13 protein-coding genes are annotated in these 17735 nt (G+C 39.6%); 6 read left to right on the top strand and 7 right to left on the bottom strand.

Going from position 1 to position 17735, the window contains the following annotated elements; genetic code table 11:
- Positions 1 to 2 precede the first annotated feature (2 nt).
- Complete coding sequence (locus PB1_RS04075; RefSeq protein WP_003350917.1) at positions 3 to 1184, bottom strand: MFS transporter; 1182 nt, start codon at positions 1182 to 1184, stop codon at positions 3 to 5.
- A 235-nt stretch (positions 1185 to 1419) separates the two neighbouring features.
- Here PB1_RS04075 and cax point away from each other — a divergent pair, with 235 nt between their 5' ends.
- Positions 1420 to 2478 (top strand): calcium/proton exchanger, encoded by a 1059-nt coding sequence (gene cax / locus PB1_RS04070; protein ID WP_003350915.1) that lies wholly within the window; start codon positions 1420 to 1422, stop codon positions 2476 to 2478.
- 617 nt (positions 2479 to 3095) lie between these two features.
- Positions 3096 to 3920, top strand: a complete 825-nt coding sequence (locus tag PB1_RS04065) for a YfkD famly protein (protein ID WP_003350914.1) — start codon at positions 3096 to 3098, stop codon at positions 3918 to 3920.
- Between the two features lie 89 nt (positions 3921 to 4009).
- Here PB1_RS04065 and yfkAB read toward each other — a convergent pair whose 3' ends face one another.
- On the bottom strand, positions 4010 to 5131 hold the full coding sequence (gene yfkAB, locus PB1_RS04060) for a radical SAM/CxCxxxxC motif protein YfkAB (protein ID WP_003350913.1): 1122 nt from the start codon (positions 5129 to 5131) through the stop codon (positions 4010 to 4012).
- A gap of 268 nt (positions 5132 to 5399) precedes the next feature.
- On the opposite strand from yfkAB, the gene PB1_RS04055 reads away from it, so the two are divergent.
- The 4 genes from PB1_RS04055 to rlmD all read left to right on the top strand — a co-directional run bounded on the left by PB1_RS04055 (position 5400) and on the right by rlmD (position 10558).
- Positions 5400 to 6950, top strand: a complete 1551-nt coding sequence (locus PB1_RS04055; RefSeq protein WP_003350912.1) for a fumarate hydratase — start codon at positions 5400 to 5402, stop codon at positions 6948 to 6950.
- A 236-nt stretch (positions 6951 to 7186) separates the two neighbouring features.
- A complete protein-coding gene (gene pdaA / locus PB1_RS04050) occupies positions 7187 to 7987 on the top strand; it encodes a delta-lactam-biosynthetic de-N-acetylase (RefSeq protein WP_003350911.1) in 801 nt (266 codons plus the stop codon).
- A 244-nt stretch (positions 7988 to 8231) separates the two neighbouring features.
- On the top strand, positions 8232 to 9092 hold the full coding sequence (locus PB1_RS04045) for a DNA-3-methyladenine glycosylase family protein (RefSeq protein ID WP_003350910.1): 861 nt from the start codon (positions 8232 to 8234) through the stop codon (positions 9090 to 9092).
- A gap of 80 nt (positions 9093 to 9172) precedes the next feature.
- Positions 9173 to 10558: a 23S rRNA (uracil(1939)-C(5))-methyltransferase RlmD gene (rlmD, locus tag PB1_RS04040; RefSeq protein ID WP_003350908.1), complete on the top strand. Its 1386-nt coding sequence runs from the start codon at positions 9173 to 9175 to the stop codon at positions 10556 to 10558.
- Between the two features lie 210 nt (positions 10559 to 10768).
- Here rlmD and PB1_RS04035 read toward each other — a convergent pair whose 3' ends face one another.
- The 5 genes from PB1_RS04035 to PB1_RS04015 are packed head-to-tail and all read right to left on the bottom strand — an operon-like array spanning position 10769 to position 17735.
- A complete protein-coding gene (locus tag PB1_RS04035; RefSeq protein ID WP_003350907.1) occupies positions 10769 to 11668 on the bottom strand; it encodes a GIY-YIG nuclease family protein in 900 nt (299 codons plus the stop codon).
- Between the two features lie 26 nt (positions 11669 to 11694).
- Positions 11695 to 14724: a type I restriction endonuclease subunit R gene (locus PB1_RS04030; RefSeq protein WP_003350905.1), complete on the bottom strand. Its 3030-nt coding sequence runs from the start codon at positions 14722 to 14724 to the stop codon at positions 11695 to 11697.
- Positions 14721 to 15911: a restriction endonuclease subunit S gene (locus tag PB1_RS04025; RefSeq protein ID WP_003350904.1), complete on the bottom strand. Its 1191-nt coding sequence runs from the start codon at positions 15909 to 15911 to the stop codon at positions 14721 to 14723. The genes PB1_RS04030 and PB1_RS04025 overlap by 4 nt, the downstream gene beginning before the upstream one ends.
- A complete protein-coding gene (locus PB1_RS04020) occupies positions 15908 to 17479 on the bottom strand; it encodes a type I restriction-modification system subunit M (RefSeq protein WP_034644766.1) in 1572 nt (523 codons plus the stop codon). The genes PB1_RS04025 and PB1_RS04020 overlap by 4 nt, the downstream gene beginning before the upstream one ends.
- 34 nt (positions 17480 to 17513) lie before the next feature.
- Positions 17514 to 17735 carry a helix-turn-helix domain-containing protein gene (locus PB1_RS04015; RefSeq protein WP_003350902.1) on the bottom strand — a complete coding sequence of 74 codons (222 nt, stop codon included), beginning with the start codon at positions 17733 to 17735 and terminating at the stop codon, positions 17514 to 17516.

Raw genomic sequence — 17735 nt, 5'->3', positions numbered from 1 at the left:
ATTTAAGCAGACCGGGTTTTTCCTTGCAATGCACCTTTTGGCTGATAGACAGCCAACGCGATGAATATCAAAAGAAGCATGGAGCTGATGACATAAAAAAAGCTTGCTCCTTTCAAGTACTCGATGGCAAGGCCTCCAATAAACGGACCGCTGATGCTTCCAAAGCTGAAGAAGATTCCGCACATTAAATTTCCTGCAGGCAAAAGCTGTTTTGGAATAAGGTCCGCCATATAACTGATTCCGAGAGAAAAAGTTGAACCAACAAGCATGCCTGCAATAAAAAAACATACTGCAAGGCCAATAGCTGATTCTTTGAGAAGTCCGGGTGCCGTAAAGCAAATAAACCCTGCCAACATTACGGAAATTAATATGTTTTTTCTTCCGTATTTGTCGCTTAACATTCCCAGTGGTAATTGGAATACAATACCCCCAATAGCAAAAGAGGGCAAAATAAAGGATACCGAATTTATGTCAATTCCTGTTCTAAGTGCATAAACAGGAAAATTTCCGTTTAATGAAGCTTCAAGAAATCCATACCCAAACGGGGGTAATAAAGCAACCCATGCATATTTCCATACTTGGCCAAAGCGCTTTATTGTTCCGAAAAAAGAACTCGTTTCTAAATCTTGTTCAGGAAATTCATTTTTTAAAAATAAAATGGCAAACCAAGCAGCTAAACTAATAGCGGTTGAAATAAAAAAAGGGAGAGATTCATTTATTTCTACTAATCTTGTCATAACCGGCCCGGCTGCAAATCCCAGCCCGAAAAATAAGCCGTATAGTGAAATATTCCGTCCGCGTTTATTTTCTGGCGAAAAGGTCGTAATCCACGTTTGCGTACCAAAATGAAGCATATGATCGCCAATCCCGATTAACAGTCTCAGGATAAACCAAAACCAAAATGACTTCCAAATGGCAAACAGTCCTAAGGAAACAGCAACAGCAAGCGCACCAAATAAAATGATTGGCTTAAATCCAAATTTTCTTAGCGGCGCTTCCATTAAAGGCGAAGCAAAAAGAATACCGATATATAGGGCGGTAGCATGGAGGCCGTTGACGGAAGAAGAGATGCCGTCTTTTTCAAAAATAATCGCAATGAGGGGAAGCAGCATTCCTTGTGAAAACCCGGAGATGGCTACAATTCCTATTAAGATCCAAAACCGCAAATTTTGTGAATATTTCATGTATACATTCTCCCGGAAAAATATGATCCAAAATGATGGTAACGGGAAAGAAATGGTTTTGCAAGAAAAAGAAATGTTTTTTCTTGTTTTATTACGGGGAAAAATATTGTAATCTCTAAATAGAAAAAACTGTGGTGTTAACTCGGAAGAATTGTCCCGCGGTTTAATCTGTTAAAAGGGTTATTGCTGCCAGAGAAACGTTAGACAAAAAAATTGATAAAATGGAGGAGTTTATATGACAAACAAAATTTTTATGCTTCTTGCCTTTGCAGGGGTTCCGTTATCTGTAATTGGAAGCTTGCTGCATTGGCCAAGCACACTAATGTTCGTTATTTATTGTATAACGATTATTGCGCTGGCCAGTTATATGGGAAGGGCGACTGAAAGCCTGGCAATTGTTGCTGGTCCGAGGATTGGAGGTTTATTAAATGCCACTTTTGGTAATGCCGTAGAATTAATCATTTCAATTTTTGCATTAAAAGCTGGCTTGATTGAAGTAGTTCTTGCTTCATTGACAGGTTCTGTTCTTGGGAACCTTTTGCTTGTTGCCGGATTATCTTTTTTCGTTGGCGGGATAAAGTTCAAAAGGCAGAAATTCAACGAGTTTGATGCAAGACACAATTCAGGACTTTTAATGTTCGCTATTATTGTTGCATTTGTCATCCCAGAAGTTTTTTCGTTGACAATGAATGAAACAAAAACTTTATCCCTTAGTGTCGGGATTGCTATTATTTTAATTGCTCTTTACTTAGCTGCTTTATTTTTCAAACTTGTTACTCACCGCGGGGTTTATCAGCAAGGGAGTGAAGGTGCAAACCATCATGAAGAAGAGCCTGAATGGGGAAAAAATAAGGCAATATTCATTTTGGCAATTGCAACTGCAGCTGTTGCTTACGTATCGGAAAATCTGGTTCATACTTTCGAAACAGTTGCAAAGTCGTTTGGATGGACCGAATTATTTATCGGGGTCATTATAGTAGCGATTGTCGGAAACGCGGCGGAGCATGCATCTGCGATTATAATGGCTTATAAAAATAAGATGGATATCACTGTTGAAATTGCAGTAGGTTCTACTTTGCAAATTGCGATGTTCGTAGCACCTGTGCTTGTGTTAGTTTCACTTTTCTTTCCCGTATCCATGCCGCTTGTTTTTTCTCTTCCTGAATTGATTTCAATGGTATCTGCAGTGCTATTAATGATCATCATTTCTAACGATGGAGAAACAAACTGGTTTGAAGGCTTGACATTGCTTGCTGCCTATTTCATCATGGGCATTGGATTTTATTTGTTGTAGAGCCAAAAACTAAAAAAGGAGGCTGTCTCAAACCTCCATGGCATATCAGCCACCACGATGAATGAAAATGTTTTCGACCTTTGACCTGCAAATTTTTAATGAAATTAGCGGGTCAAAGGTTGTTGCTTTTTTTGCTTTTTACCGGACATTTTCGTATAAAAAGCCTAAGGGTCAGACCCCATAACTCAATATATAGGACATATTGTAGGATAAATATGCTATATATTGATAAATGCACATGGGGTCAGACCCTTATGAGACAGCCTCTTTAATTTAAATGTATAATCAATTCATTCATATTAGGGTTACTAGCCATAATTCGCTTTTTTCTAGTTATCATCACCAACTTTCATGAATGTCTTTGCACCGTTGACAATATTTTAGCAGGTGTAATTACCTTCTTTGTAAAGCGAACGATTAACAGCCCTCCTTTTCTGAAAGTACGTTTATTATATAATGATTTTTTAATTTTTTGAATATTATGATTATTTAAATTTCATTACATTTACTCTCAAAAAAGTGAGCATTAATTTTGTAGGAATGGATAATATTTGCGGACTCCGAAAAAACTATAAACAAACAAAAATATGTTGGATGATTTGAAAGGAGTTCGTACCATGAAGAAATGGTTATCTTTTGGTATTATAAGTCTAGTCTTTTTGCTGCTTTTCTTACCACCTGCCTTTGCAAAGCAGGGGGCTGAAAAGAACAATAATCCCAAGCCTGCCAGTCAATATAAAGTGCCAAGTTCTGTTCTGAACATAACAAAAGAAAACACATATCCGAACCCGGTGCAGGACATGCCGCTTTTGCAGCCAAGCGAGCTGACGCAGCAGCTAATTAATTCATCCCGGATAAAAATTGAAAATCCAGATTTAATTCGTATGCTAAATGAAACAAGTATTAACAGTACACCTTTTGCATTTGGGTACAGGGCGATTATTTACTTGGGACAATGGCCATTAAGATATGATTCAACGGAAACATCTCCAAATTGGGAGTATCAAAAGATCAATACGAATTATTTTGATAATCGAGGAGGAAATTCACCTTATAGAATTCACTATGTTCAAGAAGCGCAAAAAATAGTCCGCGGCGGTTTAACAGCAAAAATACCGAATGCCGAAAATGTGAAAAAAATGATGCTGCATAAAGCTATGGAAAAAACAAAGCTGCCTCTTTCATTTGAAACAATTATCGGAGGAGGAACGAAGAAAGACCAGGTTTACAACATTCCGCCAAAAAGGCTTGGATATTTATATGCATATGCACCGGCCGTTAATGAAAAAGGGAAGGTAACATATGGGGAAGTCTACATTATGCTAAAAGGGAACAAAAAAATGATCGTAATCAAAAACGTTACTTCCCAAGGAATTGGTGCGTGGATCCCTGTTCAGGATCATGTTTCCTTCGGTTTCATCGCTGCCGATAGGCCGCGTTAATTCATAATAAAATAAGGTCTGACTCCCTCCAACAATGACTATGTTTTGAATGGTTTTTGTTGGAGGGGTCTGACCCCAGAGAGGAATTTTCACTTTATGTTTGCTTTACGGGTTTTAAAGTCTACGTCTTTATAATAGCTGTTTTTTACGAGAACATTTGGCCCCAGGCAGCGTACTTCGGGACAATGGCAGTTTAAGGAGGAAGCCAGCTCCGTATTCATCCATTTCTGATAAACATCCTCTAACCTATCAGTTTTTATATTTCCGAGCGGAGGAGTATCTCCGAAATCTGTGACAATTACATCCCCAGTAAAAATATTCACATTAAGCCGTGATCGGCCATCCGGATCATTTCTGACCGTTACATTTTTTTCAGAATTAAGCCTTTTCAAAAGCTCCAAATCTTCTGTTTTTCTGCTGCAGGAATAGAACGGCAAAGTTCCGAACAGCATCCATACATCTTTATTGCGGATATCAAGCAGACGATGGATTGCAGACCTGATTTCATCTAAAGATAACGTATCAAGGAATGAAGCAAAATCAGAAGGATACATCGGGTGGACTTCATGTCTTTTGCACTTCATTTCTTCTGTAATCTGTTTATGAATTTTTTCAATGTGCGGCAAGGTGCGTTTATTGAGCATGGTTTCTGCAGATACGAGCACGCCGCTTTCAGCAAGAACACGGCTGTTTTCGATCATTCTTTTAAACAGTGTTTCCCTTTGCTTTACGCTCGGTTTTCGATCCATCATAGCAAAGCCGCCTTCAATAAAATCTTCAGGCGTCCCCCAGTTATGGGAAATATGCAAGACATCCAGGAAAGGAATGATTTTTTCATAGCGGCTTATGTCAAGGGTTAAATTTGAATTTAACTGGGTGCGGACTCCCCTTTCTTCGGCATATTTTAAAAGAGGCAGTACATAATTCTCAACAGATGTTTTTGACAGCATAGGCTCCCCTCCGGTAATGCTCAATGACCTTAAGGCAGAAATTTCATCGAGCCTTTTAAGGAGAAGGTCAATCGGGAGAGCATCAGGGTCCACTGTTTGAAGTGTGAATCCGACTGCGCAATGCTCACAGCGCATATTGCAAAGCGTTGTTGTTGTGAATTCTATATTGGATAAAACAAGTTTTCCGTATTGGTCAATATCCAAATAAGCTTCCCATGGGTCATAAGTGTGCGTAATTTCCAAACTTTTTTCAGTAATCATAACTTATTAGCTCCTTCTTATCGAATCATAAGTCATTATTAAAGGTAGAATCAAAAATGTCAATTCCTTTATACTTGGAAGCTGAAAAGAAAGTGGAAATATTTGCGGGGAATTTACGAAACGGGAGTTTATCAATATCTCTAAATTGACAAACCCTTTAATACTTTAAAGTGTTGAGGGACAGTCCCTCTTTCAATCACATCGTTTAGAGAATATAATAAGGAAAGTCAAACGAAAAAAAAGCAGCTAAGGGAAAGGGGAAACAAAAGTGAACATTGAAAAGTTTCTGGAAAGTATGTACAGGCTGATTGTTGAAACTTCAACAATACTTCCAAAAGATGTTCGCCGTGCAATAAAGACAGCAAAAGAACGTGAAAATGCCGGTACACGTGCAGCCATGAGCCTTGCTACGATTGCTGGCAATATTAAAATGGCAGATGAAAACGCTTCACCAATTTGTCAAGATACAGGTTTGCCGACTTTTAAAATTAAAACTCCTGTCGGGGCTAATCAAATTGAAATGAAAAAAGCAATCCAAAATGCAATTGCTCTTGCTACAAAAGATGGAAAACTGCGGCCGAATTCGGTTGATTCATTAACCGGAGACAACAGCGGTGATAATCTTGGGGAAGGTACACCTGTAATAAAATTTGAACAATGGGAAAAAGATTATATAGATGTTCGGCTGATTTTAAAAGGGGGCGGCTGTGAAAACAAAAATATCCAATACAGCCTTCCATGTGAATTGGAAGGATTGGGCCGTGCAGGTCGTGATCTTGATGGAATTCGCAAGTGCATTCTTCATTCTGTTTATCAGGCGCAAGGTCAAGGGTGTAGTGCCGGCTTTATCGGAGTAGGAATTGGCGGAGACCGTTCTTCTGGCTACGATCTTGCAAAAGAACAGCTTTTCCGTTCAGTTGATGACATTAATCCTAATGAAGATCTGCGCAAACTTGAAGAATACATTATGGAAAATGCCAACAAGCTTGGAATCGGTACAATGGGATTTGGCGGAGAAACAACTCTTCTTGGCTGTAAAATCGGTGTCATGAACAGGATTCCTGCCAGTTTTTACGTGTCTGTAGCTTATAATTGTTGGGCGTTCCGCCGCCTTGGTGTTTGTGTTGATCCTCAAACGGGAGAGATTAAGGAATGGATGTATCAAGATGGAGACATGGTGGATTTTGAAAAGTCACATGCCGCTCAGGAAACCGCCGCAGCTGCAGAAACCGTTTCTGAAGTCATCACTTTACATGCTCCGATCACTGAGGAACAAATCCGCTCCCTTAAAGTTGGAGATGTCGTACATATTGACGGCATGATTTATACTGGCCGTGATGCCATTCACAAATATTTAATGGACCATGATGCACCGGTCGATCTGAACGGACAAATTATTTACCACTGCGGCCCGGTTATGTTAAAAGATAATGAAGGCAAATGGCATGTAAAAGCTGCAGGCCCGACAACAAGTATCCGTGAGGAGCCTTACCAAGGCGACATCATGAAAAAGTTCGGCATTCGTGCCGTGATCGGAAAAGGAGGAATGGGTTCGAAAACGCTTGCAGCATTGAAAGAACACGGAGGAGTGTACTTAAATGCCATCGGCGGTGCAGCCCAATACTATGCAGACTGTATTAAATCGGTTGAAGGCGTAGACCTTTTGGAATTCGGAATTCCTGAAGCAATGTGGCATTTAAGAGTAGAAGGGTTTACAGCAGTTGTAACGATGGACTCGCACGGAAACAGCCTACATGAAGATGTAGAAAAATCTTCATTTGAAAAACTGGCTCAATTTAAAGAACCTGTTTTTAAGTAATTGTAATTAGGGACAGGCCCCTATCGCATATGAGGGTCAGGCCCGCTCCGCTTTAAAGTGTTAACGCATTAATGTATTGAGGGTCAGACCCTCATTGCTTTAAAGTGTTAAAGTATATTTGTGTTGTACCAGGGATAGAATTTTTGTTCGATCCCTTTTTTTGCTTTTTTTATGAACGAATGTTTTTTCCTGACTAACAAAAACTATGGAAAAAGCGTGAAAAGGAGGAGCAGCGGATGAAAAGAACCTGCCGTGTTCTGATCACTATTATTTCCATGTTTTTGTTTTTATCAGGAACTGCTTATGGAAGTCCCTCTAACTCGGCCATTCATTGGGGATTTAAGAAAGGCGGAGATGGAAAGCAAGCCGAGGCAGGGAAAACATTAGATGATCTGCTTGAAAAGTATGGAGCTGTTTATAAAGGAGATCCAAATAAAAAAGATATCTACTTAACATTTGATAATGGTTATGAAAACGGCTATACGGCTAAAATTTTAGATGTTTTAAAAAAAGAGCATGTGCCTGCAGCCTTTTTTATTACAGGCCATTATTTAGAAAGTGAACCTGAACTGGTAAAGCGGATGGCTAAAGAAGGACATATTATCGGGAACCATTCATGGTTTCATCCCGATTTAACGCAAGTAAGCGATGAAAGACTGAAAAACGAACTGGAGAGAGTCCGCGCCGAAACCGAGAAACTAACCGGTCAAAAGCAAATGCCGTATTTACGCCCGCCAAGAGGGATTTTCAGTGAAAGAACACTTGAACTTGCTAAACAACAAGGCTATACACATGTATTCTGGTCGCTTGCTTTTATTGATTGGCACATTGATCAGCAAAAGGGATGGAAGTATTCATACGATTCGATCATGAAGCAAATCCATCCGGGAGCTATCCTCCTTCTTCATACCGTCTCAAGAGACAATGCTGAAGCTCTTGAAAAGGTTATTAAAGATTTAAAACAGCAGGGCTACCAATTTAAAAGCCTTGACGACCTAATGATGGACAACACATTAGGAGAAAGAATGCTATATTAAATTGCACGAGGCTGTCTCAAAAGCCTAAGGGTCAGACCCTTATGAGACAGCTTCTTCTCTTTTTAGGGGCCAGACCTTCACTACAATAACGCATTAACGCGCTATTGTGGAGCGGGCCAGACCCGCTCTCGTTTAAAGCTTTAAAGCAGTAAATAAATTGTTGTTTCTTGTAAGTGTAAATGTTGCTAAATCCCTCTAGAATAATGCTATAATACGGGAAAAATAATAAAGGAAGGATGGCGTGTTGGAAAAGCTTCAAGTTAAGGGCCCTTACAATTTTGACCTAGTGTTGGACAGGCTTTCGCTTGATCCTCTGAATGCAGTCGACAAGCCGAATCGCAGTGTGAAAGTGCCTTTACTAATTGACGGGCAGCCGATAGTAGCCGAGGTGACGGCTACCGGAACGACTGAGAAGCCGGAATTTAACATAGCCGGAATAGAAGACCCTTACAAGGAAAAAGCCATAAAAAGGCTGACTCACATATTCCAATGGAATATCCCTCTTGTGAACATTCATGCTCATTTTCAAAACACCGCATTAAAAAAGATATTTGACGAGCACTACGGGACACCGCTTGTTCTCGATTTTAATCCATATAACTGTTTACTGAAATGCATCATTCATCAGCAATTAAATCTTGCTTTCGCCCATACTTTGACAGAACGCTTTGTTAAGACTTTCGGTTTTCAGGAAAAAGGGGTTTGGTTTTATCCTCTCCCTGAAAAGTTAGCTTCGTTAACAGTAGAACAGCTGCGGGAACTGCAATTCAGTGGACGCAAAGCAGAGTATGTGATCGGGATTGCTAAAGAAACTGCAAAAAGAAGGCTTCGATTTGACGAACTGGAAAAGAAATCAGATGAAGAAATAATGGAGAAATTAATAAAACTGCGAGGTGTCGGCCCGTGGACTGTCCAAAACTTTTTAATATTTGGGCTGGGCCGTCCGAACCTTTTTCCAACGGCTGATATTGGAATCCAAAATGCTTTAAAGAAGCTGTATAATTTAGAAAGAAAACCGACTTTAGAAGAGATGAATGAATATAAAAAAAACTGGGCTCCCTATTTAAGCTATGCATCGCTGTATTTATGGAGAAGCATTGAATGAGAACCAAAAACAGAGATCCGCTGTTTTTTCAAAAACTTTATTAATGCCCGGTGCCGGGTGTCTTATACGGAGTGAACACCATGAAAAAAGATAAAACATTGAAAATAAATGTGAAACAAACCTTCCCTTTGACAATTAAGAGGCTTGGTATAAACGGTGAAGGGGTAGGATACTTCAAAAAGCAAGTGGTCTTTGTACCCGGAGCATTGCCGGGAGAAGAAATTGTCGCAGAGGTTACAAAAGTTCATCCTAAATTTGCAGAAGCCAGAATAAAAAAAATCCGTAAAAGATCTGAGTATCGTGTGAAGCCTTTATGTCTTATTTATGAAGAGTGCGGCGGATGCCAGCTTCAGCATTTGAGCTATGACCAGCAGCTGAAAGAAAAACGGGATATTATTATCCAATCATTAGAACGACACACAAAACTGCAAGTGGATCAAATAGAAATCAGAGTTACGATTGGGATGGAGAATCCGTGGGGGTACCGGAACAAGAGCCAATTCCAGGTTGGATCGAAGGATGGGAAAGTGCTGGCCGGTTTGTACGGGTTAAATTCCCACCGCCTGATCAACATCGAACAATGTGCCGTTCAGCACCCTTTAACTAGCAAGGCAACGGAGACGGTGAAAAATATTTTACAAGATTTAAACATTCCTATTTATAATGAGAGAACAAAAAAAGGAATTGTGAGAACGATCGTTGCGAGGGCAGGAGTAACGACAGGCGAGCTGCAAATTGTATTGATTACATCTGTTAAAGAGTTGCCTAAAAAAGAGCTGATTATTCAGGAAATAAAAAAGCGATTGCCTGAAGTAAAGTCAATAGTCCAAAACATCAACAGCCAAAAAACATCGCTAATCTTTGGAAAAGAAACTGATACACTAGCGGGAAAAGATTTTATCCAGGAAACATTAGGCGACCTTTCCTTTGAATTATCGGCACGAACATTTTTTCAATTAAACCCTGAGCAAACAGTCAAACTTTACAATGAAGTGAAAAAAGCTGCTGATCTAACCAGCAAGGAAAAAGTCGTTGACGCTTATTGCGGTGTCGGAACCATCGGTTTGTGGCTTGCTGATGGTGCTAGCGAAATTCGAGGCATGGACGTGATTGAAGAATCGATTGCCGATGCAAAGAAAAATGCTGTCCGCCACGGTGTGAACCACGCGACATATGTAACAGGAAAAGCAGAAGAATGGCTTCCAAAATGGCTGAAAAATGGCTGGAAACCGGACGTCATTATCGTTGATCCACCGAGAACCGGCTGTGACGACCGTTTTCTTCAAACGGTATTAAAAGTCAAGCCACAGACATTCGTATATGTATCCTGCAACCCGTCAACATTGGCGAAATACATTCAGACCCTAAGCAGTAAATACAATGTCGAATATATCCAGCCGGTGGACATGTTTCCGCAGACGGCGCACGTTGAAACGGTAGTATTGATGTCAAGGGTAGATAAATAGCAGGGCTGAAAATACCCATAAACAAAGGGTTTCCAGACATTGAGTCTTTCTTGCGGCTACTTTGCCGGAGGTACCAATGTAGGGAAACCCTTATTTTTATTGTTTGAGGTAACATATCAACTGCCCTTAAGGTGATAGGGTTGAGTTGACAGCTTAGATAACGCCTATTTTTATAGGGGTTGAGGAGACAGAATAGATGTAAAATAAAGCTCAATTATCTTCACGGTTTTCTATCTCTTTTAGTGAAACCCCGTCTTTCGTTTTCCATTCTGTCAGTCCGTTTACGTGACCACCAATGACAAAAGCAGCAGCATATGATGGGCTACGGACTAAGATGTCTTCTTGCAAAATTCCGTTTTCGTCTATTTTGGCTTTTTGTCTACGCTCTTTAATTCCGGGCGGAATGCTTTCAGAATCAATAGTTTCAATACGGCTGCCTTTTAAGACGACAAAGCCCTCATTTGTTTGTTTACAGCTTGCCTCAATAACAAGTCCGCTTTTGCGGCTTTTTCGCTTCAGAAAGAGAAGCAGTTCCTCTTCAGAAGACTCTGTGGTAACAGCTAGTTTGGGTTTATCTGTCAGCGGTTCAAATAACTTGTGACCCAGAGCCCCCATTACAATCTTGGCGTAATCAATGAACTCTTCGAGCTCGCTTTCTTTTTCCTCTGTTATGTTACCAGGAGTGGGATCATTACCGTTTTTAACTATATATCTACCGGCATCCACAGCAAGCCCACAGAAACGGTTCTCAAGATAACTTATCTCTGTTGGGCCAAATGAGTTATTGGATGTAGTAAATACAACGGCCTCTGTCCAATAATCCTTATCTGGATTTCGTTTGTGCTCAATCAAGCGACAGAGAAGACCCTCTCCATTTTTACGAACTCCGGCTTGTCCAATATATACCACATTATCATCAGTTTGATCTGATGTGCCAAATAAAAAGTATACGCCGCTCTGGGATAGATCGTCGCGTCCTTTGCACTTATCAAGTTCTGTGCGTGGGATTTTATAAGCTACACCTGTCCAATTTGCCAGAGTACACTTAATCCTACCGTTTGGTGTGCCATCCATTAAAAATAGATTTATGCTTTTTCCTCTTGTAGCCAATTTTCTTACCCTCCTGTCTGAACAATCTATACCAGACCGAGATACTTCTCAAAGAATGCCATTAACTTCTCAATGACACTTTGCTTTTTAGCAGCGCGGCCTCCACCTCTGCCTCCAAAACGTGAAACAGGAGGTAGAATCTTATCAATATCTGTCCCGGTAGTCTTTAATGCCCCATCTCGGAACGAACCTGCTATGAATTTTCGTGTTTCATCTGGTTTTAGTTTCTCATCGTTAATAATCGCAGCTAAATCATTTTCCTTTTGCTCAATGACGAATTTACGCCAATCATCATCCACTTGTGTGGAAGTATTGACTTGGTTTATAAAACTTTCAATAAGTTCTTTTTTACTGCGAAGCTCAATGCTTGAGTTGATTGCTTTATCAATAGTTGTAAGGATACTCTTATCTGTACAGTTAGATTCATGATACTTCGCTACCAGCATTAGAATGTAGTCGATATTGACTTCAATTTGTTTAATCAACTCAATTTCAAATACAATATCATCGTTTATATTCTCTTTGTCAGCATCTTTGTCTTTTCGGAAGTCTTGGTATAGATCGATATAGATGCTTTGGTAGTCTTGAAAATCACGTTCACTTAATATCTCATTGCCTTCAAAATCATCAAATGCAGTGAGGATATTTTTCATTCTTAAGATTGCACCGAAAAGCCGTATGAATTCCTTTTGTGTACCTTCTCCTAAAATTGGTTGTCCCAATGGATACAATGATTGAAGAGACTCAATCAATTCTGAATATCCAGGATTGTGTTTGCCATCTTCGTCAAAGCCATTGTAGTAATCATCATAGGTTTTTAGAAGAACGATGCCGCCTGCTTCTTTGTCTCCAAAGAGGGCAATGGCATCATCAGTTGCTTGCTTAAGATCCCGGAAACAAACAATGTTACCGAAGGTTTTAACAGAGTTCAAAATACGATTGGTTCGAGAAAAGGCTTGAATTAGACCATGGTGCTTCAGATTCTTGTCTACCCAAAGCGTATTTAATGTTGTAGCATCAAAACCAGTCAAGAACATATTGACAACAATAAGCAAGTCTACCTCACGATTTTTTACTCGTTGTGAGAGGTCTTTATAATAGTTTTGAAACTTATCCGCTGAAGTGTCAAAATTCACATTAAATGTCTGGTTGTAGTCAGCAATGGCCGCATCTAAGAAGTCACGAGATGTCTTATCAAGCTTGTCTGTTTCAAAACCTTCTTCCGGTAAAGCATCTTCTGGATCATCTTCATTTGCACTAAAGCTGAAAATCGTCGCAACAGTAAGATTGCGGTTCCGTTCTTCTAGTTGCCGCTTGAATTCAGTATAATACTTCATCGCCATTGGGATTGAAGCCACAGCAAAAATTGAGTTAAACCCTGCCATGCGCTGTCCTCTTAGTGAATAAAAGCTATTACGTTTTGTTTTTTGGTCAAAGTGGTCAAGAATATAGCTCGTAACTTCTCGGATTCGCTCGGGTGCAGACATGGCTTTTTCTACATCAATCGCGCGAACCTTCGTATCGTTAATATTATCTTTTTCCTTAACTGTATTTATAAAGTCAATACGGAAAGGCAGCACATTACCGTCGTTTATCGCATCGACAATGGTGTAGGTATGAAGCTTATCTCCAAATGCTTGTGGTGTTGTTCGCATTAGGGGATTACCACTGCTTCCTGCATTAACTGCAAAAATTGGTGTTCCAGTAAAGCCAAAGATATGGTAATTTTTGAATGCCTTAATAATCTTCTGGTGCATCTCCCCAAACTGTGAACGGTGACATTCATCAAAGATCAAAACAATGTGTTGTTTATAAACATTATGGACTTTATTCTTAGTTATAAATTTATCTAGTTTTTGTATAGTTGTGATGATAATGCGTGCATCCGGATTTTCCAGTTGTTTCTGTAAAACCTTTGTAGAAGTATTACTATTTGCAGCGCCTTTTTCAAATCTGTCGTACTCTTTCATCGTTTGATAGTCAAGGTCTTTTCTATCAACAACGAATAGCACTTTGTCTATAAAAGGAAGTGCAGTAGCAAGCTGCGCTGTTTTGAAGCTGGTCAGTGTTTTGCCAGAACCAGTCGTGTGCCAAATATATCCGCCTGCTTCAATCGTGCCTACCTTCTTATAGTTGGTAGATATCTCGATTCGGTTTAGTATGCGCTCTGTTGCCGCAATCTGATAAGGGCGCATGACGAGTAGCAGGTCTTCTGATGTAAAGACACAGTAGCGAGTCAAAATGTTTAGAAGGGTATGTTTGGCAAAAAAAGTCTTAGTAAAATCGACCAAATCAGTGATCACACGATTGTTGGCATCTGCCCAATAACTGGTAAATTCAAAGCTATTACTAGTCTTTTTACTTTTGCTTCTCTTGTTGTCGGAGGATTCTTTAATGTGCTGGCTACGGGTCGTATTAGAGTAATATTTTGTATGGGTCCCATTAGATATTACAAATAGCTGTACATACTCATATAGTCCTGAAGAAGCCCAGAAGCTATCGCGTTGATATCTTTTAATTTGATTAAATGCCTCTCGGATTGCTACACCTCGGCGTTTTAATTCAACATGAACAAGTGGTAGGCCATTAACAAGTATGGTCACGTCATACCTTGTTTCGCGAGTACCTCCTGCTTCTTCATACTGATTTAGAACCTGAAGACGGTTGTTATGAATATTATTCTTATCTATAAGTAAGATGTTCTTTGTGCTGCCATCATCCCTTTTTAAAATTTGCACGTGGTCTTCTTGTATCTTACGAGTCTTTTCTACGATGCCCTCGTTCGTACTGGCGAGGTTTTGCGTAAAAAATCTTCTCCATTCGTCGTCAGAGAAGTTGAAGCGATTTAGTAATTCAAGCTGATGACGTAGGTTAGCGATTAAATCAGCTTCAGTAGAGACATTTATATGTTCATAGCCTTGTCCACAAAGGAGATTGATAAATTCTTTTTCTAATGCAGCCTCGCTCTGATAATCTACTGCACGATATGGTTCCGGCGCATATTCTGCAACAACGGTGGCTTCATTTGTAGAAGCCACTATATTATAGTTAATCATGAAGCCACCTCCTTAAAACTTAATAGCTTATCACGATAATATTCGTATTGCTTACGTCTCGCTTCAATTTCCGCTGATAAGCCCTGAGTAATATCATTAATAAGCGCATCAAAGCGGTCAAGAATGGCAACGATTCGTTCTTGTTCCTCAATTGGAGGAATAGGAATTCTAATTTCCTTCAATGCTGGAATACTTGAGTGTACGACTTTGCTTTTTACTTTTCCTTTACTTTTTTGTTTTTGTGCTTCGGTCGTGGACAAAGCATACGCTAAATACTTCGGATTTTCATTATGCTTCATGACAACAATATCACCACCTGCCAAGCATTTATCATGCCCGACATAAACGCAGGACTTTGCAATTTCATCAACGCTTTCACCTGTAATCGCAAAGAGTATATCACCATGCTCGAAATACTTTTTATTCGATATATCCATAGCATTCGTGTGTGATACACAAGTATCAAACCAGATATTATAGGTAGTATATATCTCACCATACCGAACACATGGTGTCCCTGTTTCAGTAACTTGGTCACGCTTAATTCCAGAGCCTCTGTACATGTCCGTTGCAATTTCATCTAGTGTCTTCGTCTCCACATTATTGCCGAAAGTGAGCAGAATATCTCTATAATACTCATATTGTTTCTTTCTTGCCTCCAGCTCCGCCTCTAGCTCCGCCTCCAGCTCCGCCTCCAGAGAGGTGAACTTATCAAGGATTCTTACAATCTCTTGTTGAACAGGGAGTGGAGGAATGGGGACAGATATTTTTGACATTACATTACTCATTAATTTAGGGTTTCCCATGCCCGAATTAACATAAGATTGAGCAACTACTTTAAGCACATAAAATAGAAATTTTGTAATGATTTCATCGCTGTTCACACGAAGCAATCCACACACATTTGTAATGCTAAATTTTTCATCACAGTGATAGAATACTGAGCCGGCATTTGCACCATCAGTAGTCCAGGTTATCGATTCAAAATCATAATCGTAAGAATTTATATAGCCGAATATACCATTGTTTGCGGTCTGAGAGGAATAAACTGGATATTCGCCTGCATTTTCGCGAAGATAGTCTTTAGACATTACCCTTCCACGACTAATCATGCAAATTTCATCAATGACTTTGTATTTCACTCCATTTGGACAGAGCTCAGTAATTAAATCATCTAGTTTGCTCATGCGTCTACCCCCTCTATTTCTGCAATTATTGCAGCTATTTCTCGTCGAAGTGCATCTCCTCGGGCAACGATGTTTTCAATTTCCGCATTTAGTTTAACGATGTCTATAACCTCACGAGTGTCTTCTTGCTCCACATAAGTGGAAACTGAAAGATTGTAGTCTTGTGCCGCAATGTCGTCATTATTGACAAGGCGAACAAAGTAGTCAATATTTTCACGTTTCTCATAAGCAGCGATAATTTTTGAGATGTTTTCATCTGTCAGCTTATTGCTGTTTGTAACTTTGATATATTCACGTGATGCATCAATAAATAGAGTGCTATTTTCGCTTTTTGATTTTTTTAGCACCATAATACATGTAGCTATGCTTGTGCCAAAAAACAGGTTGTCTGGCAATTGAATAACACAATCTACATAGTTATTGTCAATTAGGTATTTTCTAATTTTTTGCTCAGCGCCTCCGCGATAAAGTACACCAGGGAAGCATACAATTGCCGCTGTACCATTTGTTGCAAGCCACGAAAGACTATGCATAATAAAAGCAAGATCGGCTTTTGATTTTGGTGCAAGTACTCCTGCTGGTGAAAAACGCGGATCATTGATTAACAATGGATTGCTATCACCATCCCACTTAATTGAGTAGGGAGGATTTGAAACTATAGCCTCAAAGGGCTCATCATCCCAATGGAGAGGATCAGTTAGCGTATCGCCATGACCGATATCAAACTTGTCATAGTCAATATCGTGCAAAAACATATTGATACGACAAAGGTTGTAGGTTGTAATATTTATTTCCTGCCCAAAGAAGCCCTGACGCACATTCTCTTTTCCTAAAATCTTGGCAAATTTAAGTAGCAAAGAGCCTGAACCACAGGCTGGATCATATACTTTATTAACTTCAGTTTTGCCTACTAAAGTAAGACGAGTTAACAATTCTGAAACCTCTTGTGGTGTATAGTACTCACCTCCGCTTTTTCCTGCATTGGATGCATACATGCCCATTAAAAACTCATAGGCATCGCCAAAAGCGTCGATGGTATTATCTTTGTAATCTCCAAGCTTCATATCACCAATACCGTTCATAAGCTTGACTAGTTTGTCGTTACGCTTAGCAACTGTTCCTCCTAATTTATTGCTATTTACATCGATATCATCAAATAGCCCTTTGAAATTTTCCTCGTTACTTGTACCTTGAGCTGAGGCTTCAATGTTCTTAAATATCCTCTCGAGGGTTTCGTTTAAATTGTCATCGTTTGCTGCTCGACGACGAACATTTTCGAAAAGCTCGCTTGGCAGTATAAAAAAGCCCTTTGTTGCAACAAGGTCCTCACGGGCCTGTTCAGCATCCTGATCAGATAATTTTGCATAATCAAAGGTTTTATCACCGGCTTCCCATTCTCCCATATTGATATATGCTGTTAGATTTTCTGAAATGTAACGGTAGAATAGCATGCCTAAAACATATTGTTTAAAATCCCAACCGTCTACGCTTCCACGCAGCTCGTTTGCTATATTCCATATGGTGCGATGCAACTCCGCACGTTCTTGTTCTTTTCTGTTATCAGCCATTATTTTAATCTCCTTTGCAGTAATAATTGTTATTTTATTTTTCGTTAGATTCTTCTGAATCACTTTTTTCAGCTGCTCCGCCTGAACGAATCCATTCATCAACTTCTGAAATTTTAAATTTCCAGAGTCGTCCTACCTTATGGGCAGGCATGTTTCGGTTGTTGATCCATTGCAGTACAGTTTCGCGGCTTACACCAAGGTAATCAGTGATCGTATCCATTGAAGACCACTTTTCTATATTTTGATCTTTGCTCAT

The organism is Bacillus methanolicus PB1 (genome assembly GCF_000262755.1).
GTDB classification, from domain to species: Bacteria; Bacillota; Bacilli; order Bacillales; family Cytobacillaceae; genus Bacillus_Z; species Bacillus_Z methanolicus.
Note: the sequence above shows the minus strand (reverse complement) of the source record. Positions and strands in the feature narration are given on the sequence as shown.

Coding starts and splice junctions, on each gene's coding strand:
- PB1_RS04030 (WP_003350905.1), bottom strand. CDS start 14,724: ATGATTAACTATAATATAGTGGCTTCTACAAATGAAGCCACCGTTGTT.
- yfkAB (WP_003350913.1), bottom strand. CDS start 5,131: ATGATTACTGAAAAAAGTTTGGAAATTACGCACACTTATGACCCATGG.
- PB1_RS04065 (WP_003350914.1), top strand. CDS start 3,096: ATGAAGAAATGGTTATCTTTTGGTATTATAAGTCTAGTCTTTTTGCTG.
- pdaA (WP_003350911.1), top strand. CDS start 7,187: ATGAAAAGAACCTGCCGTGTTCTGATCACTATTATTTCCATGTTTTTG.
- rlmD (WP_003350908.1), top strand. CDS start 9,173: ATGAAAAAAGATAAAACATTGAAAATAAATGTGAAACAAACCTTCCCT.
- PB1_RS04025 (WP_003350904.1), bottom strand. CDS start 15,911: ATGAGCAAACTAGATGATTTAATTACTGAGCTCTGTCCAAATGGAGTG.
- PB1_RS04015 (WP_003350902.1), bottom strand. CDS start 17,735: ATGAGCAAAGATCAAAATATAGAAAAGTGGTCTTCAATGGATACGATC.
- PB1_RS04020 (WP_034644766.1), bottom strand. CDS start 17,479: ATGGCTGATAACAGAAAAGAACAAGAACGTGCGGAGTTGCATCGCACC.
- PB1_RS04075 (WP_003350917.1), bottom strand. CDS start 1,184: ATGAAATATTCACAAAATTTGCGGTTTTGGATCTTAATAGGAATTGTA.
- cax (WP_003350915.1), top strand. CDS start 1,420: ATGACAAACAAAATTTTTATGCTTCTTGCCTTTGCAGGGGTTCCGTTA.